This is a genomic window from Cupriavidus sp. FW305-F7, from assembly GCF_058782875.1.
In genome coordinates this window covers 83,179-103,443 of sequence record NZ_JBYSYC010000009.1, presented here as the reverse complement: position 1 = coordinate 103,443, position 20,265 = coordinate 83,179, and the positions used below count along the sequence as shown (strand labels likewise).

The 20,265-nt window shown below is 63.2% G+C and carries 22 protein-coding genes and 1 tRNA gene; 19 read left to right on the top strand and 4 right to left on the bottom strand.

What is annotated here, in order from left to right:
• The first annotated feature begins 64 nt into the window (after positions 1-64).
• The 3 genes from tatB to AC3WL8_RS10880 all read left to right on the top strand — a co-directional run bounded on the left by tatB (position 65) and on the right by AC3WL8_RS10880 (position 2,875).
• Positions 65-574, top strand: a complete 510-nt coding sequence (tatB, locus tag AC3WL8_RS10890) for a Sec-independent protein translocase protein TatB (protein WP_013958195.1) — start codon at positions 65-67, stop codon at positions 572-574.
• A gap of 140 nt (positions 575-714) precedes the next feature.
• The gene (gene tatC, locus AC3WL8_RS10885) at positions 715-1,512 is read left to right on the top strand and encodes a twin-arginine translocase subunit TatC (RefSeq protein ID WP_153955126.1); all 798 of its coding nucleotides are present in this window, start codon (positions 715-717) and stop codon (positions 1,510-1,512) included.
• A 244-nt stretch (positions 1,513-1,756) separates the two neighbouring features.
• Positions 1,757-2,875, top strand: coding sequence for a porin (locus tag AC3WL8_RS10880; protein WP_041228196.1), 1,119 nt, complete (start codon positions 1,757-1,759; stop codon positions 2,873-2,875).
• 466 nt (positions 2,876-3,341) lie between these two features.
• Here AC3WL8_RS10880 and AC3WL8_RS10875 read toward each other — a convergent pair whose 3' ends face one another.
• Positions 3,342-4,535: a Do family serine endopeptidase gene (locus tag AC3WL8_RS10875; RefSeq protein ID WP_013958191.1), complete on the bottom strand. Its 1,194-nt coding sequence runs from the start codon at positions 4,533-4,535 to the stop codon at positions 3,342-3,344.
• A gap of 20 nt (positions 4,536-4,555) precedes the next feature.
• Here AC3WL8_RS10875 and AC3WL8_RS10870 point away from each other — a divergent pair, with 20 nt between their 5' ends.
• Positions 4,556-5,302: a Nif3-like dinuclear metal center hexameric protein gene (locus tag AC3WL8_RS10870; RefSeq protein ID WP_013958190.1), complete on the top strand. Its 747-nt coding sequence runs from the start codon at positions 4,556-4,558 to the stop codon at positions 5,300-5,302.
• A gap of 72 nt (positions 5,303-5,374) precedes the next feature.
• On the opposite strand, the gene mscL is transcribed toward AC3WL8_RS10870, so the two are convergent.
• Complete coding sequence (gene mscL / locus AC3WL8_RS10865; protein WP_153955127.1) at positions 5,375-5,800, bottom strand: large conductance mechanosensitive channel protein MscL; 426 nt, start codon at positions 5,798-5,800, stop codon at positions 5,375-5,377.
• 214 nt (positions 5,801-6,014) lie between these two features.
• Between mscL and petA the strand changes: the two genes are divergently transcribed.
• From petA to AC3WL8_RS10825, 8 genes are all read left to right on the top strand, one after another.
• Positions 6,015-6,632, top strand: a complete 618-nt coding sequence (petA, locus tag AC3WL8_RS10860; RefSeq protein WP_013958189.1) for a ubiquinol-cytochrome c reductase iron-sulfur subunit — start codon at positions 6,015-6,017, stop codon at positions 6,630-6,632.
• Between the two features lie 2 nt (positions 6,633-6,634).
• Positions 6,635-8,038 (top strand): cytochrome b, encoded by a 1,404-nt coding sequence (locus AC3WL8_RS10855; protein ID WP_013958188.1) that lies wholly within the window; start codon positions 6,635-6,637, stop codon positions 8,036-8,038.
• A gap of 36 nt (positions 8,039-8,074) precedes the next feature.
• On the top strand, positions 8,075-8,818 hold the full coding sequence (locus AC3WL8_RS10850) for a cytochrome c1 (RefSeq protein ID WP_013958187.1): 744 nt from the start codon (positions 8,075-8,077) through the stop codon (positions 8,816-8,818).
• Between the two features lie 219 nt (positions 8,819-9,037).
• Positions 9,038-9,649: a glutathione S-transferase N-terminal domain-containing protein gene (locus AC3WL8_RS10845; RefSeq protein ID WP_010812311.1), complete on the top strand. Its 612-nt coding sequence runs from the start codon at positions 9,038-9,040 to the stop codon at positions 9,647-9,649.
• Between the two features lie 57 nt (positions 9,650-9,706).
• Entirely contained in the window at positions 9,707-10,195 is a 489-nt protein-coding gene (locus AC3WL8_RS10840) for a ClpXP protease specificity-enhancing factor (RefSeq protein ID WP_013958186.1), read from the top strand.
• A gap of 52 nt (positions 10,196-10,247) precedes the next feature.
• Positions 10,248-10,323 (top strand) — tRNA-Thr (locus AC3WL8_RS10835).
• A 224-nt stretch (positions 10,324-10,547) separates the two neighbouring features.
• Positions 10,548-10,781, top strand: coding sequence for a type II toxin-antitoxin system Phd/YefM family antitoxin (locus AC3WL8_RS10830; protein WP_013958166.1), 234 nt, complete (start codon positions 10,548-10,550; stop codon positions 10,779-10,781).
• Positions 10,778-11,173 carry a type II toxin-antitoxin system VapC family toxin gene (locus AC3WL8_RS10825; RefSeq protein WP_013958165.1) on the top strand — a complete coding sequence of 132 codons (396 nt, stop codon included), beginning with the start codon at positions 10,778-10,780 and terminating at the stop codon, positions 11,171-11,173. Before AC3WL8_RS10830 ends, AC3WL8_RS10825 begins: the two co-directional genes overlap by 4 nt.
• A gap of 141 nt (positions 11,174-11,314) precedes the next feature.
• Here the strand turns inward: AC3WL8_RS10825 and AC3WL8_RS10820 are convergent, their stop codons facing one another.
• Positions 11,315-13,147: a DEAD/DEAH box helicase gene (locus AC3WL8_RS10820; RefSeq protein ID WP_153955128.1), complete on the bottom strand. Its 1,833-nt coding sequence runs from the start codon at positions 13,145-13,147 to the stop codon at positions 11,315-11,317.
• Between the two features lie 317 nt (positions 13,148-13,464).
• Between AC3WL8_RS10820 and AC3WL8_RS10815 the strand changes: the two genes are divergently transcribed.
• Together AC3WL8_RS10815 and AC3WL8_RS10810 are read left to right on the top strand one after the other, a co-directional pair.
• Positions 13,465-14,379, top strand: a complete 915-nt coding sequence (locus AC3WL8_RS10815; RefSeq protein ID WP_249678798.1) for a sensor histidine kinase — start codon at positions 13,465-13,467, stop codon at positions 14,377-14,379.
• A gap of 14 nt (positions 14,380-14,393) precedes the next feature.
• On the top strand, positions 14,394-15,155 hold the full coding sequence (locus AC3WL8_RS10810; RefSeq protein WP_153955129.1) for a LytR/AlgR family response regulator transcription factor: 762 nt from the start codon (positions 14,394-14,396) through the stop codon (positions 15,153-15,155).
• A gap of 38 nt (positions 15,156-15,193) precedes the next feature.
• On the opposite strand, the gene AC3WL8_RS10805 is transcribed toward AC3WL8_RS10810, so the two are convergent.
• Positions 15,194-15,517, bottom strand: a complete 324-nt coding sequence (locus tag AC3WL8_RS10805; protein ID WP_013958161.1) for a 2TM domain-containing protein — start codon at positions 15,515-15,517, stop codon at positions 15,194-15,196.
• A gap of 304 nt (positions 15,518-15,821) precedes the next feature.
• Here AC3WL8_RS10805 and AC3WL8_RS10800 point away from each other — a divergent pair, with 304 nt between their 5' ends.
• The 5 genes from AC3WL8_RS10800 (at position 15,822) to AC3WL8_RS10780 (ending at position 20,228) form a co-directional block, all read left to right on the top strand.
• Positions 15,822-16,556 (top strand): FadR/GntR family transcriptional regulator, encoded by a 735-nt coding sequence (locus AC3WL8_RS10800; protein WP_238553008.1) that lies wholly within the window; start codon positions 15,822-15,824, stop codon positions 16,554-16,556.
• 105 nt (positions 16,557-16,661) lie between these two features.
• Positions 16,662-18,083: an amidase family protein gene (locus AC3WL8_RS10795; protein ID WP_492378264.1), complete on the top strand. Its 1,422-nt coding sequence runs from the start codon at positions 16,662-16,664 to the stop codon at positions 18,081-18,083.
• Between the two features lie 15 nt (positions 18,084-18,098).
• Entirely contained in the window at positions 18,099-19,103 is a 1,005-nt protein-coding gene (locus tag AC3WL8_RS10790) for a Bug family tripartite tricarboxylate transporter substrate binding protein (RefSeq protein WP_153955132.1), read from the top strand.
• A 262-nt stretch (positions 19,104-19,365) separates the two neighbouring features.
• Positions 19,366-19,773 (top strand): hypothetical protein, encoded by a 408-nt coding sequence (locus tag AC3WL8_RS10785; protein WP_153955133.1) that lies wholly within the window; start codon positions 19,366-19,368, stop codon positions 19,771-19,773.
• Complete coding sequence (locus AC3WL8_RS10780; RefSeq protein ID WP_013958156.1) at positions 19,770-20,228, top strand: DUF2846 domain-containing protein; 459 nt, start codon at positions 19,770-19,772, stop codon at positions 20,226-20,228. Before AC3WL8_RS10785 ends, AC3WL8_RS10780 begins: the two co-directional genes overlap by 4 nt.
• Positions 20,229-20,265 lie beyond the last annotated feature (37 nt).

The following is a 20,265-nucleotide window of genomic DNA, read 5'->3' as shown; positions in this document are numbered from 1 at the left end:
CTCGCTGCCCGCGTGTCGTCCCGCGCCTGCGCTTTTCCGCATATTGTCCGCATGATGTGTCCGCATGATTGATCTCGGCATTTCCAAGCTGGCGCTGATCGGCGCCGTGGCACTGATCGTGATCGGTCCCGAACGGCTGCCCAAGGTTGCGCGCACGGTGGGCGCGCTGGTCGGCCGGGCGCAGCGCTACATCAACGACGTCAAGGCCGAGGTCAGCCGCGAGGTTGAACTGGAAGAACTGCGCAAGATGCGCACGGAATTCGAGGACGCCGCGCGCGATGTCGAGCGCACCATCCACAAGGAAGTCAGCGAGCAGACCCAGGCGCTGAACGAAGCCCTGGGTGGTGCCGAGGGAACCAGCGGCGGCAGCGCCGACGCCAGTGGCGGCTTTGTGCCAAGCTGGGATGCGGCCCACAAGGCGCACAACGGGCGCAAGAGCTGGCGCGTCAAGCAGGGCGCCCGCCCACTCTGGTTCAAGCGCCAGCACAATGTCCGCGTCTGGGTGCAGTCAGGCGCGGCGCGGGTCAAGCGCCACCGGCCGGTCACCCGGCCATCCCGATCCTTCTTCGAGTGAGCATGCGCCGCGGCAACACCTTGCCGGCCGTCGTTCCGGCCGCTGCCGTCGTGGCCGCAGTCCTGGTCGCACTCGCGCGCCGCCGCGTTGCGGCCCCATCGATCCCCCTTGCCAGCCCCCGCGGCTGAGCGGTTCACGCCATGAGCGACACCCGGTCCCCAGATCCCCAAGACCCGCAAGACGAGTCGCAGCAGGAAACCTTTATTTCCCACCTGGTCGAGCTGCGCCAACGCCTGGTCAAGGCGGTGGCCGGCATCATCCTGGTCTTCGTCAGCCTGGTCTACTGGGCGCCGCTCATCTTCAACCTGTTTGCCGCGCCGCTGATGGAGTCGCTGCCCAAGGGCGGCAAGATGATCGTGACCGATGTCACCGGCTCGTTCTTCGTGCCGATGAAAGTCACCTTGCTGGTGGCCTTCCTGATCGCATTGCCGTGGGTGCTGTACCAGATCTGGCAGTTTGTCGCGCCCGGCCTGTACCAGCATGAGAAGCGCCTGATCCTGCCGCTGGTATCGAGCAGCTATTTCCTGTTCCTGTGCGGCGTGGCATTCGCGTATTTCCTGGTGTTCCCCACGGTGTTCCATTTCATGGCGCACTACAACGCCCCGTTGGGGGCGGAGATGTCGACCGACATCGACAAGTACCTCAGCTTTGCCATGACCACCTTCCTGGCCTTCGGCATTACCTTCGAAGTGCCGGTGGTGGTGATCGTGCTGGTGCGCTTTGGCGTGGTGGAACTGGAAAAGCTCAAGCAGATCCGCCCCTATGTAATCGTGGGGGCGTTCATCATCGCGGCCATCGTGACCCCGCCCGATGTGCTGTCGCAGCTGCTGCTGGCCGTGCCGCTGGTGGCGCTTTATGAACTGGGACTACTGCTGGCGCGCTTTGTGGGCCGCCCGGCACCTGAAGCCACCGCTTCAGGGGAAACGCAGCCGGACTAATTCGGCTGAGGTAGGAGATCTTGTCGGCCTGCCATCCCTGTTTTGCACCAAAACGGGGATTTTTCTACCCATTCCTGTTGCTCCCCGACAACAAAAACCGCCAGTGGGCATGGTTTACGCCGAAAAAGCCTTCTGACGGCCGGGGGGGCTGGCACATAATACGCAACAGACGTGAACGTTAATGCGTCGCCCAAGTACTTGGGCAACCAAGATTTCCCAATCAGTTGACAAGGAAAGTGTCGATATGAAGATGAAACTGTTTGCTGCTGCCGTCGCCGCTCTGGCCGCTGGTGGCGCCTATGCCCAATCGAGCGTAACCCTGTACGGCGTGGTCGATGCCGGTATCGAATACCAGCAAAACCAACCGAATGGCCACGACGTGGTTCGCATGACCTCGGGTAACCTGTCGGGCAGCCGTTGGGGCCTGCGTGGCGTGGAAGACCTGGGCGGCGGCCTGAAGGGCGTCTTCGTGCTGGAAAGCGGTTTCAACCTGGACGACGGCAAGTCGGGTAACGACAACCGCCTGTTCGGCCGCCAAGCCTACGTCGGTCTGGCTAGCCAATATGGCCAGCTGAGCCTGGGTCGTCACCAGACCCCGTTCTATGACTTCGGTCTGCAGTTCGACCCGATGGCCATTTCGAACAAGTACTCGATCACCGCTCAGGACGCCGCTTTCGCCAGCCGTGCTGACAACTCGGTCAAGTACATTGGCACGTTCGGTGGCCTGACCGCCAGCGCCCTGTACAGCGCTGGTGCAAACACCGGCGCCGGCGCCCTGGGCGAAGTCCCGGGTTCGGCCAAGCTCGGCCGTGAATTCGGCGCGAACCTGACCTACGCTGCTGGTCCGTTCGCGGTCGGTGCTGCCTATGACGAAGTCAACCTGGCTTCGGCAAACGCCGTGGGCACGGTCGTGAACCCGGACGCTACGATCCGCCGCGCTTCGGTGGCTGGCTCGTACGGCTTCGGCCCGGCTAAGGTCTACGCTGGCTACCGTTGGGCAAAGGGTGTGGATCTGGGCGCGCTGCCGTTCCAGGGCCAGAACATCCAGGCTATCACCGGTGCCAAGGCATCGTCGAACCTGTACTGGCTGGGCGTTGGCTACCAAGTGACCCCGGCTCTGTCGCTGACCGGCGCTGCTTACTACCAAGACTTCCGCGGCCAGAAGGGCGATCCGTGGAGCTTCGTGGCTTCGGCTGACTACGCTTTCTCGAAGCGTACCGATGCCTACCTGAGCCTGGGTTACGTTCTGAACAAGAACAACTCCAACCTGGGCCTGGACGGCTTCGGCAAGGTTAGCACCAACGCCAGCGGCGAAGGTGACAACCAGTTCGGCGCCGTGGTTGGTCTGCGCCACAAGTTCTAATCTGACGCGAGCGTAAGCTCGCTTAGGATTGGCTTGAACCAAGAGGCCGGCATCCGTAAGGATGCCGGCCTCTTGTCTTGTGGGGCTGCCAAGAGCAGGCACAGGCCGGGTTGTGCATGTTGCCGTGCTTCGCGTGTCATGTTGCGCATCGGCAGCCGGGCAGGGAGGGGGAGCGGGTGGCTCGCGGCGCGCAGGGAATTCTGCTTCGTCTTGCTGACGATCGGGAAGGCGTTGCCGGCGCGGATTGCGGCCCGCCAGCACGTGGACAGGATTCGAGGGGCTGCCCTGCCTACGACCCTCACGGGCATTGATGTGGGCCGCCATGCCATCGAGGCGCGGTGTCTGCCGCTCAGGTCCATTGTTTCCCGTCGCATCACCGTGACGCGGCGGGCTGCCTGGCCACCGGGCACAAAAAACCCCGCCAAGGCGGCGGGGTTCTTTCTTCAGGCCCGTGTCGTGCCGAGCCTCACTCTTCCTCTTCAAACGGCAGTGCGCGGCGCGGCGGCGGAGGCCGTTTGCCGATCGTCACCGTCAGGTCCGTTGCCTTGCCGCGGCGGATCACGGTCATCTTGATGTCCACGCCTGGCTTGAGTTGGGCAATCGCATTGAGCAGCGCGGTCGTGTCCGTGATCGACAAGCCATCCACCTTGGTCAGCACATCGCCGGGCTTCACGCCTGCCTTGTCGGCCGGCCCGCCCTGGACCACTGCGGCGATCAGTGCGCCTTCCTTGGCATCGAGGCCGAACGATTCGGCGATCTCGGGCGTCATGTCCTGCGGCTCGACCCCGATCCAGCCGCGCGTCACGCTGCCGGTGGAGATGATCGATTCCATCACCTGCTTGGCGGTCGACACGGGAATGGCAAAGCCGATCCCCAGCGAGCCGCCCGAACGCGAGTAGATCGCCGTATTGATGCCCAGCAGGTTGCCCTGCGCATCCACCAGCGCGCCACCCGAGTTGCCCGGGTTGATGGCCGCATCGGTCTGGATGAAGTTCTCGAAGGTATTGATGCCCAGGTGGCTGCGGCCCAGCGCCGAGACAATGCCCATCGTCACCGTCTGGCCGACGCCGAACGGGTTGCCGATGGCTAGCACCACGTCGCCGACCTTCACGTTCTCAAGCCGGCCCAGCGTGATCGCGGGCAGGTCCTTGAGCGTCACCTTGAGCACGGCCAGGTCGGTTTCCGGGTCGGAGCCCACCACCTTGGCGTTGGCCTTGCGGCCGTCGGTCAGCGCGATCTCGATTTCATCGGCGCCGTCGACTACGTGGTGGTTGGTTAGAATGTAACCCTCGGCGCTGACAATGACGCCAGACCCCAGGCTGGAGACCGGCTCCTGCCGCTCAGGCAGGCGGTCGCCAAAGAAGAAGCGGAACCACGGATCCTCGGCCTGCGGGTTGGGCGAGCGCTTGTTGCCGTTCTTGCTGGTAAAGATATTGACCACCGCCGGCATGGCCACCTGGGCGGCTTCGCTGTAAGACCCTTCGGCCGCAGGACCGGACACGTTGGGCACGACTTCCTTGAGCGCCACGATGGGCGAACCGGACTGGACCGCGACGCGCCCCCTCTGCAGCCAATCAGGCTTGAGCGTTGCCACGACGAACCAGACCGCCAGCACGACGGTGACAGCCTGGGCAAAGAACAGCCAAAAGCGCCGCAACATATTGGAGTTTTGAGCAGAAAATGAAAACAAAAGAGCTTGAATTGTACTTGAACGACCTGTTGGAAGTTTCCCGCTACAAGGACTATTGTCCCAACGGGCTGCAAGTGCAAGGTCGCTCGGAAGTCACACACGTCGTGACGGGAGTGACGGCAAGCCTGGCATTGGTCGATGCCGCGATCGAAGCGGGGGCCGACGCCATCCTCGTCCATCACGGCTACTTCTGGAAAAACGAAGATGCGCGCGTGGTCGGGCAGAAGCACGCGCGTCTGAAGCGCCTGCTGGGCGCGGACGTCAACTTGTTCGCCTTCCACCTGCCCCTGGATAACCACCCTGAGTTCGGCAACAACGCCCAGCTCGGCCTGCAGCTCGGCTTTACGCCGACCGGCCGCTTCAGCGACGACCAGCTCGGCTGGACCGGCACGCTGCCCGCGCCGATGCCGCTCTCTGCGCTGGCCGCGCACGTTGGTGGCGTGCTGGGGCGCGAGCCGCTGGCCATCGGCGAGCCGGACCAGATGATCCGCACCGTCGGCTGGTGCACGGGCGGGGCGCAAGGTTATTTCGATGCCGCGGTGGCCGCGGGTGTCGATGCCTATCTGAGCGGCGAAGTCTCGGAGCAGACCACGCACCTGGCGCGCGAAAGCGGCGTGGCGTATCTTGCCGCCGGTCATCACGCCACCGAGCGCTACGGCATCCGCTCGCTTGGCGAGCATGTGGCCGAACGCTTTGGCCTGCGCCACACGTTTATCGATATTCCTAATCCCGTCTGATCTGACGCAAAACAAAACGGCCCCATCGGGGCCGTTTTATCTTCCGGGTTCGGCGCGCATATGGCGCACCAATCAGCGGGTCTTCAGGCTGTCGCGGATTTCACGAAGCAACACGACTTCCTCAGGCGGTGCGGCGGGCGCTGCTTCCGGTTCCGCGGCGCGCATCCTGTTAAAGGCACGCACCATCAGGAAGATGATGAAGGCCAGGATCAGGAAGTTGACAACGATGGTCAGGAAATTGCCGTAGGCAAAGACGGGCACGCCGGCCTTCTTCAGGGCATCGAACGTAGTGGGTGTTCCCGGTGGGGGATCCGCCAGCACGATGAACATACTGGAGAAGTCCAGCTTGCCGATCACGCGGCCCACCAACGGCATGATCAGGTCGTTGACCACTGAATCCACGATCTTGCCGAATGCCGCGCCGATGATCACACCGACCGCAAGGTCGATCACGTTGCCGCGTACGGCGAAGGTTCTGAATTCCGAGATCATGCCCATGGGGGGTTCTCCTTCTTGTCACTAGCGATGAACGGTTTCAAGCTCGAAGCCTGCCGCATCACTCACCGGAAAGCAAGCACCGAAGCCGCTTTCCGGGTTGCACGTCCGATAATCGCGCATGGCCGTGGCATTTTCTGCCTATCTAGTGCGCTGGTGTCTAAGGTACACTTTATGGTTGACGCAAAATCTAAATTGACTTCCCCTGGGGTTTGGAATGAGTGACCAGCAAGACGTGAAGAGCGTGGATAAAGGTCGCCGCAATTGGTTGATCGCGACATCCGTCGCTGGCGGCGTCGGAGGCGTAGCGGTAGCGGTTCCTTTCGTCAGTACTTTTGCACCATCGGAGAAGGCCAAAGCCGCGGGTGCTCCAGTCGAGGCGGATATTGGCGCGCTGAAGCCAGGCGAGATGATGACTGTCGAATGGCGCGGCAAGCCAGTCTGGATCATGCGGCGCACGGACGAACAACTGGCGTCGCTGAAGAAGACGGACGGCGAGGTGGCCGATCCCAATTCCGACGTGCCATTCACCATGAAAACGCCTGAGTACTGCAAGAACGAAACCCGTTCGCGCGCAGACCACAAGGACGTCCTGGTCGTGGTGGGTATCTGTTCCCACCTGGGCTGCTCGCCTTCGGGCCCCTTCGGCCCCGGTGCCAATTCTCAGCTCGGCACTGATCCCGGTTTCCTTTGCCCCTGCCACGGGTCGACCTTCGACCTCGCCGGGCGCGTCTTCAAGAACAAGCCGGCTCCGCAGAATCTCGATGTTCCCCCCTACCAGTTCCTGACCGACAGCAAGATCGTGATCGGCAAGGACGAGAAAGGAGAAGCCTGATCATGGCGGCCGAAAAACAAGTCAAGACGACCGGCCTGCTGGGCTGGATCGACGCCCGCTTCCCCGCAACCCAACTGTGGGAAGACCACCTCTCCAAGTACTACGCGCCGAAGAACTTCAACTTCTGGTACTTCTTCGGTTCGCTGGCGCTGCTGGTGCTGGTGATCCAGATCGTCACCGGCATCTTCCTGGTGATGAACTACAAGCCCGACGCCACGCTGAACGCCGCCGGCATTCCCGTGGCCTTCGCCAGCGTGGAATACATCATGCGCGAAGTCCCCTGGGGCTGGCTGGTGCGCTACATGCACTCGACCGGCGCCTCGGCCTTCTTCGTCGTGGTCTACCTGCATATGTTCCGGGGCCTGCTGTACGGTTCGTACCGCAAGCCGCGCGAGCTGGTCTGGATCTTCGGCTGCCTGATCTTCCTGTGCCTGATGGCGGAAGCCTTCATGGGCTACCTGCTGCCATGGGGCCAGATGTCGTACTGGGGCGCCCAGGTGATCGTGAACCTGTTCTCGGCGATTCCCGTGATCGGCCAGGACCTGTCGCTGTTCATCCGTGGTGACTACGTGGTGAGCGATGCAACGCTGAACCGCTTCTTCTCGTTCCACGTCATCGCCGTGCCGCTGGTGCTGCTGGGCCTGGTCATTGCCCACATCATCGCGCTGCACGAAGTCGGTTCGAACAACCCGGACGGCGTCGAGATCAAGGCCAAGAAGGATGAGAAGGGCATCCCGCTGGACGGCATCCCGTTCCACCCCTACTACTCGGTGCACGACACGCTGGGCGTTGCCGGCTTCCTGCTGCTCTTCTCGGCCGTGATCTTCTTCTTCCCGGAAGTGGGCGGCTATTTCCTGGAACACAACAACTTCTTCCCGGCTGACCCGCTGAAGACCCCGCCGCATATCGCGCCGGTGTGGTACTTCACGCCGTTCTACTCGATGCTGCGCGCCACCACGTCGAACTTCCTGCCGATCCTGTGGGTGTTCTTCGCGCTGCTGCTCGGCATGGTGTTCCTGCGCAGCAAGGACGCACGCATCAAGGTCGGCGCGATCGCCATCGCGGTGATCCTGGCCGTGGGCTTCTACTTCATCGACGCCAAGTTCTGGGGCGTGCTGGTGATGGGCGGCTCGGTGGTGATCCTGTTCTTCCTGCCGTGGCTGGACTGCTCGCCGGTCAAGTCCATCCGCTATCGTCCTGCCTTCCACAAGACCATCCTGACCGTCTTCGTGGTGGTGTTCCTGGTGCTCGGCTATCTTGGCGTGCAACCGCCGTCGCCGGTCGGTGAGAAGGTGTCGCAGCTCGGTACGCTGCTGTACTTTGCCTTCTTCCTGACCATGCCGCTGTGGAGCCGTGTCGGCGAGTTCAAGCCGGTCCCGGAGCGTGTCACGTTCCACCCGCACTGAGCGAAGCGAACCCCGACAAGAGCACAAGGACACAAGATGAAAAAGCTGCTTTCGATCCTCGCGCTGGCCGGCGCCTGCTTTGCCGGCGCGCCTGCCATGGCATCCGAGGGGGGCTTCCCCCTTGAGCCGGCACCGGTGAACACTGCTGACCTGTCGTCGCTGCAGCGCGGCGCCAAGGTGTTCGTCAACTACTGCCTGAACTGTCACGGCGCATCGATGATGCGTTACAACCGGCTCAAGGACATCGGCCTGACCGACGACCAGATCCGCGAAAACCTGCTGTTCAGCGCGGACAAGGTCGGCGAGACCATGACCATCGCCATGCAGCCGAAGGAAGCCAAGGCCTTCTTCGGTGCGCAGCCGCCGGACCTGTCGGTGATCGCCCGCGCCCGCGGCGACGACTGGCTCTACACCTACCTGCGCACGTTCTACCGTGACGACAGCCGCGCCACCGGCTGGAACAACCTGGTGTTCCCGAGCGTCGGCATGCCGCACGTGCTGTGGGAACTGCAGGGCCAGCGCGCCGCCAAGTTCACGGAAGTGGAAGAGCACGGCGAGAAGGTGCACAAGTTCGCCGGCTTCGAGCAATTGAGCCAGGGCAAGCTGAGCAAGGTCGAGTACGACCAGGCCACCGCCGACCTGGTCGGCTTCCTGGACTGGATGGCCGAGCCCGCGCAGAACCACCGCAAGCGCCTGGGCGTCTGGGTGCTGCTGTTCCTGGGCGTGTTCACCGTCTTTGCCTGGCGCCTCAACGCCGCGTACTGGAAAGACGTGAAGTAAGGCATGCCAGGGGCCCGAATCCGGGCCCGGACAGGACAAAGGCCAGGGGTGGCCGCTGCGAAAGCAGCACCGCCCCTGGCCTTTTCCCTTGGAAAGCCTGCAGAAGCGCACCAGTAAAGTGCGCTATTTGCCACTAATTTGCTTTCTGGTGGCCGACTTTGGCAGAATGTCAGACCTTACTGTCCGACCCTGCTTCGGCTAAGCCCAAGGAATCCAACCATGATGGTGTTGTATTCGGGTACGACTTGCCCGTTTTCCCAACGTTGCCGCCTTGTCCTGTTTGAAAAGGGCATGGATTTTGAAATCCGCGACGTCGACCTGTTCAACAAGCCCGAAGATATTTCGGTGATGAACCCGTACGGCCAGGTCCCCATCCTGGTCGAGCGCGACCTCATTCTGTATGAGTCGAACATCATCAACGAATACATCGATGAGCGCTTCCCGCACCCGCAGCTGATGCCGGCTGACCCGGTGCAGCGTGCCCGCGCCCGCCTGTTCCTGTTCAACTTCGAAAAGGAACTGTTCACCCACGTCTACACGCTGGAGAACGAAAAGGGCAAGGCCGCGGAGAAGAACCACGAACGCGCCCGCGCCGCGATCCGCGACCGCCTGACGCAGCTTGCGCCGATCTTCGTCAAGAATAAGTACATGCTGGGCGAAGAGTTCTCGATGCTCGACGTCGCCATCGCGCCGCTGCTGTGGCGCCTGGATCACTACGGCATTGAGCTGTCGAAGAACGCCGCGCCGCTGCTGAAGTATGCTGAACGCATTTTCAGCCGTCCCGCGTACATCGAAGCGCTCACCCCGTCCGAGAAGGTGATGCGCCGCTAACCGGCACCGGCCCGAAAGCATCCGCCCTCGGGCCACCACGGCGCCATTGGAAGCACAATGCCTGAAACCTCCACCAAGCCCTACCTGATCCGCGCCATCTATGAATGGTGCACGGACAACGGCTTCACGCCGTACATCGCCGTCTTCGTCGACGCCAACACCAGCGTGCCGCGCGAGTTCGTCAAGAACAACGAGATCGTGCTCAACGTCAGCTTCGACGCCACCAGCGGCCTGGATATGGGCAACGAGTGGATCGCCTTCAGCGCACGCTTCGGCGGCGTTTCGCGCAAGATCGACGTCCCTGTCGAGAACGTGCTGGCCATCTACGCCCGTGAGAACGGGCAGGGCATGGCCTTCCCGGTCGAACGCAGCCTGCCGGAAACCCAGGCCGCCACCGAGCGCGAAAACAACCCGCCGCCCAAGCTGGCCCCGGTGGAAGCCGAGACCTCGGCAAGCACCGCCGACACCGGCCCCGGCGACGACGACACGCCGCCCCCGGTGCCCCGCATCGGCAGCAAGAAGCCCGCACTGAAAGTGGTGAAGTAAGCCACCCCAAAGCGGACCGCAATGCAGTAGAATCGCGGTCTGCACCAGATATGCCGGCTTAGCTCATCAGGTAGAGCAGTTGATTTGTAATCATCAGGTGGCGGGTTCGAGTCCTGCAGCCGGCACCAGAATTTGAAAACGGGCTACGCAATCTTGCGTAGCCCGTTTTGCTTTTGGCGTGATCTTGCACGAACGACTGAGCATTTCACTTCCCCTATTTCTGACGTTGGAAGAAAGCGATGCGGAGCAGGGCGGTCTGCCACCACAGTTTGCCCGGCGTCGAGAAATGACTTGTTTGCATAGTCATTTTGGCGTAAATTCCTGACTGGTAGCAATGACTGGGAGGCAATCCATGCCCGGCAACCAGATTTCCAAGACCGAGTTCAAGGCGCGCGCGCTCGAGTATTTCCGCCAGATCGAAGCCTCGGGCGATCCGGTCATTGTCACGGACCACGGCAAGCCCACACTCGAAGTGCGTCCCTATCGCGGGCTGGAGCGTGACCCCCTTCAGGTGTTGCGCGGCACCGTGCTGCGCTACGATGCACCAACGGAGCCAGTGGACGTTGAGTGGGAGGCCGGGCAGTGATCGTGCTGGATACCCATGCCTTGGTCTGGTGGGCAACTGGGAGCGACGAACTGAGCGACCCCGCGCGGGCGGCGATTGATCGCGAGCTACAGGATGGCCAGATTATCGTGTCGGCCATCTCCGCGTGGGAAGTCGCCATGCTGGTCGAGCGCGAGCGCCTGGTACTGGCCATGGACGTCGACACTTGGCTGGCGACGATCGCTGACATCGATGCGATCAGCTTTGTCCCCGTCGATACCGAGATTGCAACCAAATCGGTCCACCTGCCGGGGGACTTTCACAAGGATCCCGCGGATCGCATGATCGTTGCTACGGCGCGCAAGCTGGCCGTGCCGCTTGTTACCCGCGACGAGAAAATCCGCGCGTACTCGCACGTGAAGACGATCTGGTAGAAGACACCTCTAGGATCGCATAGACGGCGAGATACCATCTCGAATGCAACGCCATTGGACGGAGCTGAGCGCCCAGCTAGGCCGCCCCGAAACGCCAAGTTCCTTGCCGCTCGCTGCACGGAATTCCAGTGGGCCAACAAGCTACTGCTGCAGGCGCCCAACCGCGTCCCGCAGCTTCCCAACAAACCGCGACCCATCCCCAAACGTCATCACCAACTGCCGCGTAGCCCGCGTCATTGCCACATACATCAGCCGCGCTTCGTCTTCATCCGCCTCATCATGCTTATGCGGCATCCCCGTGGCCGGAATGCACACCAGCGGAAACTCAAGCCCCTTGCTGCTATGCATGGTGATCACCTTGACGCTGTCCGCGCCGGGCGTAAATCGCTTGGTGACTTGGGGGCATTCGAATGGAATACCCTTCCGGGTCAGCGCACTAGTGACGTGCCCGACCGTATCCCAATGGCGATAGAGCACTGCCATCTCTGACCAGGGCGTGCCTGCCCGGTTCTCGTCAGTCAGGATCTGCGCAATGCGCTCAGCTTCCGCCTCTACGTTTGGCAATTCGATTAGCAGCGGCTTGTTGCCGCGGCGGCCAGCACCGACAGGTTGCACGGTAGGCGCTTCGTCTTCGGCTGCCTCAGTCGGCCGCAGCAACTCATCCGCGAAGCTGCGTGCGACGGCCAGTATCTCCTGCGTATTGCGGTAGTTCAGCTTGAGGATGGTCGTACGGCCTCGGGCCTGGATGCCCACACTGGCAAAGGTCATCCCGCGCTTCCTGGCGCCGCCATAAATGGACTGCGCGTCATCGTAGAGCACCAGCAGCGAATTGCTCTCGGGATTCACCATCTGCACGACCAGCTTGAACCACTCCGGCCGGAAGTCGTGCCCCTCATCGATCAGCACAGCGTCGTACTGGCCGGCCGGGATCGCTTTCCGGTCCACGCCCTGGATGACCCGATTCACCATTTCCTCAAACAGCGCATCGCTGGGGCGCCCCTTCGGCCGGTCAATGTTGTAAGTCTCTAGTTGCCGCGAGCACCACGCGTGGAAGTTATAGACGTGGACCTTCTCTTCGATGCCTTTCTCGATCATCGTCGCCGCCAGCTTGGCCGCGAGGGTCTTGTTGTAGCAAAGCACGAGAACTGGCCGTGTGACGATCTTTGCCAGATGCTCAGCCCGGTAGCCGAGGATCATCGTCTTGCCAGAGCCGGCGACGCCATGAATGACCCGGTGGCCTTCGCCGAGACTGCGTGCCAGCTGCTCCTGCTGGAGATCCATGACGCGAAGGATGTCAGGCATATCCAGCGGCTCAGCGGCATCCTCCGGAAAGAGCGCGCGTTGCTCCGGCATGCGGATCTGCGGGAACAGGTGCCAGCGGATCCGCTCGATCTGCGGCAGGGAAAGCTTGAAGGTGAACTTGACCGGGAACATCTCCCACAGGCGCTGCTGGAAGTGTTCTGCGTCGACCGTCTCGTACATCTCGTCCTGGCAGATCACCAGGTGCGGCGGCAGGACGTCACCGAGGTTGGTCTTGTCGAACTGGGCACGCGTGATGTTGGACAGGACGACGCCGCAGCCGTAGGGAAAGAAGGGTTTGCCTTTCAGTGAGCCGCTGGGCCAGACCAGTTGCGGATCACGCTGCAGCAGGTTGGTGACATAGAACATGTACTGCCGGGCTTGCTCAAGGGGGGTCATCTCCCGCACCTGCCCGCGATCCGTCAGCAGCGTGACATCGCGCTGGTCGATCTCCCGGATGGTATCCAGCCGCCAGTCCTTGACCTCCAGCACCAGCAGACCCCGGCTGGGATGGAAGACGATGAAATCCGGATGCCTGGTCTTCTCTCCGATGGCGACGTCATACCAGCACAGGTAGTCGTCCTCCAGCTTTGTCTCCAGACGCTCGGCGAAGCGTCTCTCTCCACTGGTCATGCGCGAAGTGACCGAACCCAGCGCGGGAATCAGCGTGGCCATGCGTTGTTGCTCTTCTTATTGCCCGTTCAGGAGCTGCGCTGACCACGGTTGGTGCCGCGGACCCGGTGCGACGGCGGTCAGGCAGGTTTGTTATGGGGCAATTGTAGGCACAAAACGGTAACGGTGGCTATTTCGGTAGTTTTGGTGATTTGCTGGTTGGCGACACTGGCGAGCCGGCGGCTCCGGGGGGCTGCCAAGCGGTCTGCGCCTGCTTTCCGGCGATCCGCGCCGCCGATCCGTCGATTCCCGCCACCCCCATGTCAGAGCCCGGATCGCAGTGGTAACCTCCCGCTATCTCCGCCCCCAGCCACCCGCCCGTGCACTCCCCAGACTCCCGCATCTGGCGATCCGCCCCAGAGCAGCGCGCCTACGAAGACGCCCGCCGCCGCGTGCGCGCGCTGCGCTTCTTCTATATGCACGCCATGGTCTACGTGGCGGTCAATGCATTGCTGATCGGCTTCCATCTGGTGGGATCGCCGCATCGGCCGTGGTCCGGTGGGCCGCTCATGGGCTGGGGCATCGGCCTGGCGATTCACGGCGTGATGACCTGGGGGCGCGTCGGCCTGCTCGGGCGGCAGTGGGAAGAACGTAAGATCGCGCAATACATGGCGCAGGAACAGGTGCGCACGCTGTCGACGGAGAAGCAGCTGGTCGAAGCCCGCATGCGCCTGCTGCAGGCCCAGATCGAACCGCACTTCCTGTTCAACACGCTGGCCAACGTGGTCAGCCTGATCGAGCCAGCGCCGCAGAAGGCCACGCTCATGCTGGAGCATTTCATCGCCTACCTGCGTGCATCGCTTGCAGCCAGCCGCGCCACGCAAGGCACGGTGGCGCAGGAGGCGAAGCTGCTGCGAGACTATCTGGCGCTGATCCGCATCCGCATGGGGGACCGGCTGCACTACTCGGTCGATGTCGAACCCGAACTCGAATCGATGCCGCTGGCGCCGATGCTGCTGCAGCCCGTGGTCGAGAATGCGATCAAGCATGGGCTGGAGCCCAAGATCGAAGGCGGGCGGCTGCTGGTCCGGCTTGAGCGGCGCGGCCCGCGCATGCTCGCAACCATCGAGGACGATGGCATGGGCTTTCGCCCCTCGGCCGGCGCCGGCGTCGGGCTTTCGAACCTGCGTGAACGGCTGGCTGTGCTCTATGACGGTGACGCCCAGGTACGCATTGAAGAACGCTCGCCCGGCACCGCCGTGCTGATTGAAATCCCGCTGCCGCGTGCATCCTGAAACGGAGACGCCCTATGACGCCCACCGCCCTGATTGCCGACGATGAAGAGCACCTGCGCGCATATCTGCGCGGCAAGCTGGAACGCCTTTGGCCGGAACTGCAGATCGTTGCCGAGGCGACCAACGGCATCGAAGCTGCCGACGCCATCGCACGGTTGTCGCCGAGCGTAGCCTTCCTCGACATCAAGATGCCCGGCCTGTCCGGCCTGGAGGTGGCGCAAGGGATTGAAACCGATACGCGGCTGGTGTTCATCACGGCCTATGACGAGTTCGCGCTCGATGCGTTCGAGCGCGCGGCAGTTGACTACCTGGTCAAGCCGGTCAGCGAGGAACGGCTCGGCCGCACCATCGAGCGGCTGCGCAAGGCGTTGCAGGAAGCGGCGCCTTTGCCGGAACTGGCACAGCTACTGAACCAGCTCACGCGCGCCCAGCCGCGCGCGGAAACCGGTGGCCAGTTGCGCTGGGTACGCGCCAGCCGTGGCAATACCACCAGCCACGTGCCGATCCAGGAGGTGATGTATTTCCAGAGCGACGACAAGTATGTGGTCGTGCATACCCGCGATGGCGAACACCTGATCCGCACACCGCTGGCGGAGTTGATTGCCGGCCTCGATCCCGAGGTGTTCTGGCAGATCCACCGCTCGTCCATCGTCAACATGGAATACGTGGCCGGCACGCGCCGCGATGAGTCGGGACGGCTTTTTGTCCGGATGCGCGACAGCGAAGCCGAACTGCCGGTATCGCGCGCCTACATGCATCGTTTCCGGCAGATGTAAGGCAGCCAGCGGCGCCACTGCGCCGCCGGCTGAGGGATTCACTGGCGATCCATGAATTCCTGGATCTTGCGCTGTTCCCAGTCACGTCCGCGGCGTGACAGCCGCGTCCAGACCAGCAACCCATGCACCGCCAGCGCCAGGCCCCAGGCCAGGGTGGTGGTCAGCGGCCACGGCCAGCCGGTGCTGGCATAGTGCGACCACCGCGGCGAGGGAAAGTAGAAAAAGCGGAACCACAGCCAGCCATTGACGACAGCGTAGACCAGCAGGTGGATGTACCAGCCGCGCAGGGCACGCACCATGCGGCGCGCGCGCCAGTAGGCCATGGCGTTGGGGTCGTCGTTGGGCGGGAGGGCGTGGTGCATGGGATACCTCGTGATCACGATGGTTGGCTTGCCTCAGGTATAGGCCACTGCAAAGCGCCTCTCCAGCCCCATGGGCCGAATCGACGGATTTCGTTCGCCGGTGTGCGCCCGGATAGTGCGAATGTCGGCAGGTCCGACACCTCCATGTCCCCCGACATGCTGCGACCTGATCAGCTTTTCGCCCCGCCGCCGGGAATACCCGCATAGGAAAAGCCCAGTCCTTCACCATAATCATAGTAATTATGATCATAAATACGAAGCGATGGACTCCAAGCCCACTCCTCAGATAGAGGGCAGCAGACGCGTGAAGCGTTCGGACCAGGTAGTCAACGATATCAAGCGCTGGATCGTGCAGACGCACCAGAATGTCGGAGACAAGCTGCCGCAGGAAGCAGCGTTGATCGAACAGATGGGCGTCGCACGCGGGACGGTGCGTGAGGCGCTTGCCTCGCTGCAGGCGCAGGGGCTGGTCAAGGTCAGCACGGGGCCGAACGGCGGTGCCACTCTGACGCAGCCGCCTTATGAGCGATGCCTGGAGGCAGTGTCCAACTTCCTGTACTTCCAGTCGGTCGACATCGTCACGCTGTACGCCCTGCGCCGCGCGGTTGAGCCGGAGCTGGCAGCCAACGCCGCCTTGCGCCTGACCGATGCCGATATCGCCGATCTGGAAGCCCTGGTCGGGCTGAGCCACCCGGAACATGGCGGCAGCACGGACTGGAACGAGCGGCGCGAAGCCGACCTGCTGTTCCACGACCGCCTGGCCGACGCCTGCAGCAGCCCGATGCTGGCGTTGTTCTGCCGCCTGCTCAACGACATCATCCGCCGCGTCATCGTGGTACGGAATGCGCAGGATGATTTCGACGACTTTGATGAAGAGATCTTCCACAGCCACAACGCGCTGATCGAAGCCTTCCGGTCGCGCGACCCGGAGCGTGCGCGTGCCCTGATGCAGGAGCACATGGAGCATGCCGAATCCCTGGCCCTGGAGGCCGAATCCCGGGTGGACCGCGGGAGCTTGCTGATGAGCCCGGGCGACTGATCCCCTGACGCGCTAGCGTCCCCCCTTTTCTGCACACCCAACCGCCATCGTCGCATCCGACACGGCGGGTGGGATTCCTATTGCCTGAATCCTGGGAGCCTTGACGTGAAACCTGCTGATTTGCTTTGGCGCTGGAGCGCCGTCGATATTGCCGATGCCGTGCGGCGGCGCGAGATTTCCTGCCGCGAGGTCACGGCCAGCGTGCTGGCCCGCATCGACGCCCTTAACCTTCGTCTGAATGCGTTGCCGGAGGTGCTGGCAGAAGAGGCGCTGGCCAGCGCGGATGTTGCAGACCGCCAGGTCGCCGAGGGCGCAGAACTGGGGCCGCTCCATGGCGTGCCGGTCACGATCAAGATCAATGTCGACCAGGCGGGCCATGCCACCACCAACGGCGTGATCCCGCTGAAGCACAACATCGCGCGTGAGGATGCCCCCGTGGTCGCAAACCTGCGCAGTGCCGGGGCCATCATCGTCGGACGCAGCAATACGGCTACCTATTCCTCGCGCTGGTTTACCGACAACGGCCTGCATGGGCGCACGCTGAACCCGTGGGATGCGGATATCACGCCCGGTGGGTCCAGCGGCGGTGCCGCGTCCGCGGTCGCTTCCGGCATGGGAGCGCTGGCGCATGGCAATGATATCGGCGGCTCCATTCGCTATCCGGCCTATGCCTGCGGTGTCGTCGGCTTGCGGCCGACGACGGGGCGGGTGCCCGCGTACAACCCGTCGGCCACTGCCGAGCGCAGCATCACGCCACAACTCATGTCCGTGCAGGGGCCGCTTGCGCGCAGCATTGCCGACCTGCGGCTCGGCTACCACGCCATGGCCCGTTATGACGGGCGCGACCCGGCATGGGTGCCGGTGCCGCTGGAACTGCCGTTGCCGCCGGGACCGATACGCGTCGCGCTGTTCCGGCGTTGTCCGGGCATTCCCGTCGATCCCGCGGTCAGCGCAGCGCTGGACAGTGCCGCGCAATGGCTGCAGCAAGCGGGCTACGCCGTCGAGGAAGCCAGCCTGCCTGATTTCATGGAAGCGGCAGCGCTCTGGCGCACGCTGACGGTCGACGACAGCCGCCGCAACATCATCGCAGGCGTTGACCAGCATGGCGACGAGGCCATGCGGCAAAGCCAGCGCAACATGCTGGACGGGATGCAGGAAACCGATCGCGATGGCTTTCTGGATGCCCTGGCGCGGCGCCAGGCGATCGCACGAAGCTGGTCGCTGTTCATGCAAACCTATCCGCTGGTGCTGATGCCGGTGTCGTGGCAGCGCCCGAGCGTGCAAGACGCGGATATCCGCACGCCAGAAGAGAACCGGGCCTTGCTGGACGCACAGAGCCCCATGCTGGCAACGGCGATGCTCGGCATGCCGGGGCTGTCCGTGCCGACGGGCATGGCCGGCGGCGTGCCGGTCGGCGTGCAGCTGATGGCATGGCGCTTCCGGGAAGACCTGTTGCTGCGCGCCGGCCAGGCCATTGAAGACGCGACGCGTTTTACCCCTTTCACCGACGTGCAAACCGGCATCTAGTCCCAGGAGCTTCCCATGAACGAACGCAAACCTGCTTACGCCCCGCGGCTGTCGCGCCGCGCCATGCTGGCCGGCACCGCCGCCGCCCTGTGTACCGGTGGCCTGCTCTCCAGGACCGCATGGGGGCAGACCGTATCGCGCATCATCGTGCCGTTCCCGCCGGGAGGGCCGGCCGATTACATGGGCCGCCTGCTGTCCGAGAAGCTGAAAGACACAATGGGCCGCACCGTCATCGTCGACAACCGGCCCGGTGCCGGGACGCGCGTGGCGGCCGAATTCCTGAAGAACGCGCCGGCCGACGGCACCACCGTGCTGCTGGCCCCCGTCGATCCAATGTTCATCGGGCCGCTGATCTACAGCAATATGCGCTTCAACCCCGCCACCGATTTCACGGCGATCACCGATGTGACGGGCGTCCAGTTCGGTATCGCGGTCAGCGCCAGCTCACCCATCAAGACACTGGCCGACTTCGTCAAGGCCGCCAGGGCCAAGCCGGCTGACTATTCGATCGGCATCAGCACGGTTGGCTCGCTGCTGCATTTCCTTGCCGTGGAGTTCGTCAGCCAGTCCCGCACCGGCAGTACGCTGGTGCCGTATCGCGGTGGCGCGGCGATGGTGACGGAAATAATGGGTAACCAGGTCGCGGCGGGCATGGACGCCATTACGACCTTCACCGAGCTGCATCGCGGCGGCAAGCTTCGCGTGCTGGCCGTGGCAGGGGAAAAGCGCGCCGATGCCTTGCCGGATGTGCCTACCTTTGCGGAGTCTGGCTTTCCCAACCTGGTGACGTCGTCGCGCTATCTGCTTTACGTCCGCGCCAACACGCCGCCCGACGTGACAACGCAGTGGTATCAGGCCGTGCGCAAGGTGCTGGCCATGCCGGATGTGCGCGAGAAGCTGGCGCGCGCTGGCTATGACATCTTGCCGGGCGGCACTTCTGATGAGGTTGCCAGGTATGCGAGCGCGCTCTCGGCACGGTGGACCCCGGTGATCAAGGCGTCGGGTTTCAAGGGGGATTGAGCGGAATTCCGTAGCCGCAGCCAGACTCGGCTGGAGACGATTTCTATTTGTGTTAGCTTGCTGGAGAATTCCCGCGGCACCCTCCTCCTGTAGGGTGCCGCCTTGTATTAAGCATGTCCGCCCCAGTGTCGTAATTAGCCTCAGAAGACAACCCGGCCGGCGCCAAGGGAAAGTGCCAATGGCGCCGCATCGTGCCGACTGGCGCAATTGCTGTGGGGCGCAGCCACACAGGCTGCGAGCCATACACCCGAGGGTTCCAGCCATGACCGCCTTCTCTTTCCGCGCCCGCCGCCTGTGGCTCGCCACAGGCTTTAGCCTGGCACTCTCCGCCTGCGCCCCAATGATCGCGACCACCCCGGCAACGGTGGAGCTCATGCAGCCAGCCGCCACGGCCAAGCGCGTTCAGCTTCTGGCGCCGGCACAGGTCAAGCTCGACACCGGCTATTCCCGAGACCTCGCTGCCAAGTCGACCTGGTCGCAGGTCGGGCGCCTCCCGCAAGGCGATGTCTACCGCCCCGTCGGCACCATTCTCACAATCGAGGGCCGCCATGTTCACGAGGCCTACCTGGTCGTTCGCAACAAGACGCTGGTGGGCTTCTATCTGCCTGGGGAGCAGAACTACTCCCCGCTAACGACAGCAGTACCTTTGAACTTGGGAGAATCGGAATGAAACGGATTGCGCGCATGCTGATCGCCGGACTGGCGGTGTCGTCGCTGCTGGCGGGATGCGCTTCGGGCGTGAAGCACGCCGAGATGGCGGCATCGATGCCCACGCTGAAGCCGGGCGAGGGCCGGATCTATTTCCTGCGTTCGGCGTCGATGTTCGGGGCGGCCATCCAGCCAGATATTCGCCTGAATAGCCAGGTCGTGGGCGAATCCAAGCCCGGCGGTTTCTTCTTCGTGGACCGCACGGCTGGCAAGTATGTCGCGGCGGCTTCGACCGAAACCGAGAAGACGCTCAGCTTCATGCTGGATGCCGGCGAGACGAAGTACGTGCGCAGCTCCCCGTCGCTGGGGCTGATGGTGGGCCGCGTGGTGCTGGAGCTGGAAACGCCTGAGAAGGCGAAGGAAGAGCTGGCGTCGCTGAGCTATACCGGTGATCAGGTGAAGGCTGCGGCAAAGTAAGCATTACAAGCTTGCTCAGGTTGACGACGCAATGCGT

Coding starts and splice junctions, on each gene's coding strand:
- AC3WL8_RS10870 (WP_013958190.1), top strand. CDS start 4,556: ATGAAAACAAAAGAGCTTGAATTGTACTTGAACGACCTGTTGGAAGTT.
- AC3WL8_RS10880 (WP_041228196.1), top strand. CDS start 1,757: ATGAAGATGAAACTGTTTGCTGCTGCCGTCGCCGCTCTGGCCGCTGGT.
- AC3WL8_RS10840 (WP_013958186.1), top strand. CDS start 9,707: ATGCCTGAAACCTCCACCAAGCCCTACCTGATCCGCGCCATCTATGAA.
- AC3WL8_RS10850 (WP_013958187.1), top strand. CDS start 8,075: ATGAAAAAGCTGCTTTCGATCCTCGCGCTGGCCGGCGCCTGCTTTGCC.
- AC3WL8_RS10805 (WP_013958161.1), bottom strand. CDS start 15,517: ATGCACCACGCCCTCCCGCCCAACGACGACCCCAACGCCATGGCCTAC.
- AC3WL8_RS10820 (WP_153955128.1), bottom strand. CDS start 13,147: ATGGCCACGCTGATTCCCGCGCTGGGTTCGGTCACTTCGCGCATGACC.
- AC3WL8_RS10780 (WP_013958156.1), top strand. CDS start 19,770: ATGAAACGGATTGCGCGCATGCTGATCGCCGGACTGGCGGTGTCGTCG.
- AC3WL8_RS10785 (WP_153955133.1), top strand. CDS start 19,366: ATGACCGCCTTCTCTTTCCGCGCCCGCCGCCTGTGGCTCGCCACAGGC.
- AC3WL8_RS10830 (WP_013958166.1), top strand. CDS start 10,548: ATGCCCGGCAACCAGATTTCCAAGACCGAGTTCAAGGCGCGCGCGCTC.
- AC3WL8_RS10790 (WP_153955132.1), top strand. CDS start 18,099: ATGAACGAACGCAAACCTGCTTACGCCCCGCGGCTGTCGCGCCGCGCC.
- AC3WL8_RS10845 (WP_010812311.1), top strand. CDS start 9,038: ATGATGGTGTTGTATTCGGGTACGACTTGCCCGTTTTCCCAACGTTGC.
- AC3WL8_RS10810 (WP_153955129.1), top strand. CDS start 14,394: ATGACGCCCACCGCCCTGATTGCCGACGATGAAGAGCACCTGCGCGCA.
- petA (WP_013958189.1), top strand. CDS start 6,015: ATGAGTGACCAGCAAGACGTGAAGAGCGTGGATAAAGGTCGCCGCAAT.
- tatC (WP_153955126.1), top strand. CDS start 715: ATGAGCGACACCCGGTCCCCAGATCCCCAAGACCCGCAAGACGAGTCG.
- mscL (WP_153955127.1), bottom strand. CDS start 5,800: ATGGGCATGATCTCGGAATTCAGAACCTTCGCCGTACGCGGCAACGTG.
- AC3WL8_RS10875 (WP_013958191.1), bottom strand. CDS start 4,535: ATGTTGCGGCGCTTTTGGCTGTTCTTTGCCCAGGCTGTCACCGTCGTG.
- AC3WL8_RS10855 (WP_013958188.1), top strand. CDS start 6,635: ATGGCGGCCGAAAAACAAGTCAAGACGACCGGCCTGCTGGGCTGGATC.
- tatB (WP_013958195.1), top strand. CDS start 65: ATGATTGATCTCGGCATTTCCAAGCTGGCGCTGATCGGCGCCGTGGCA.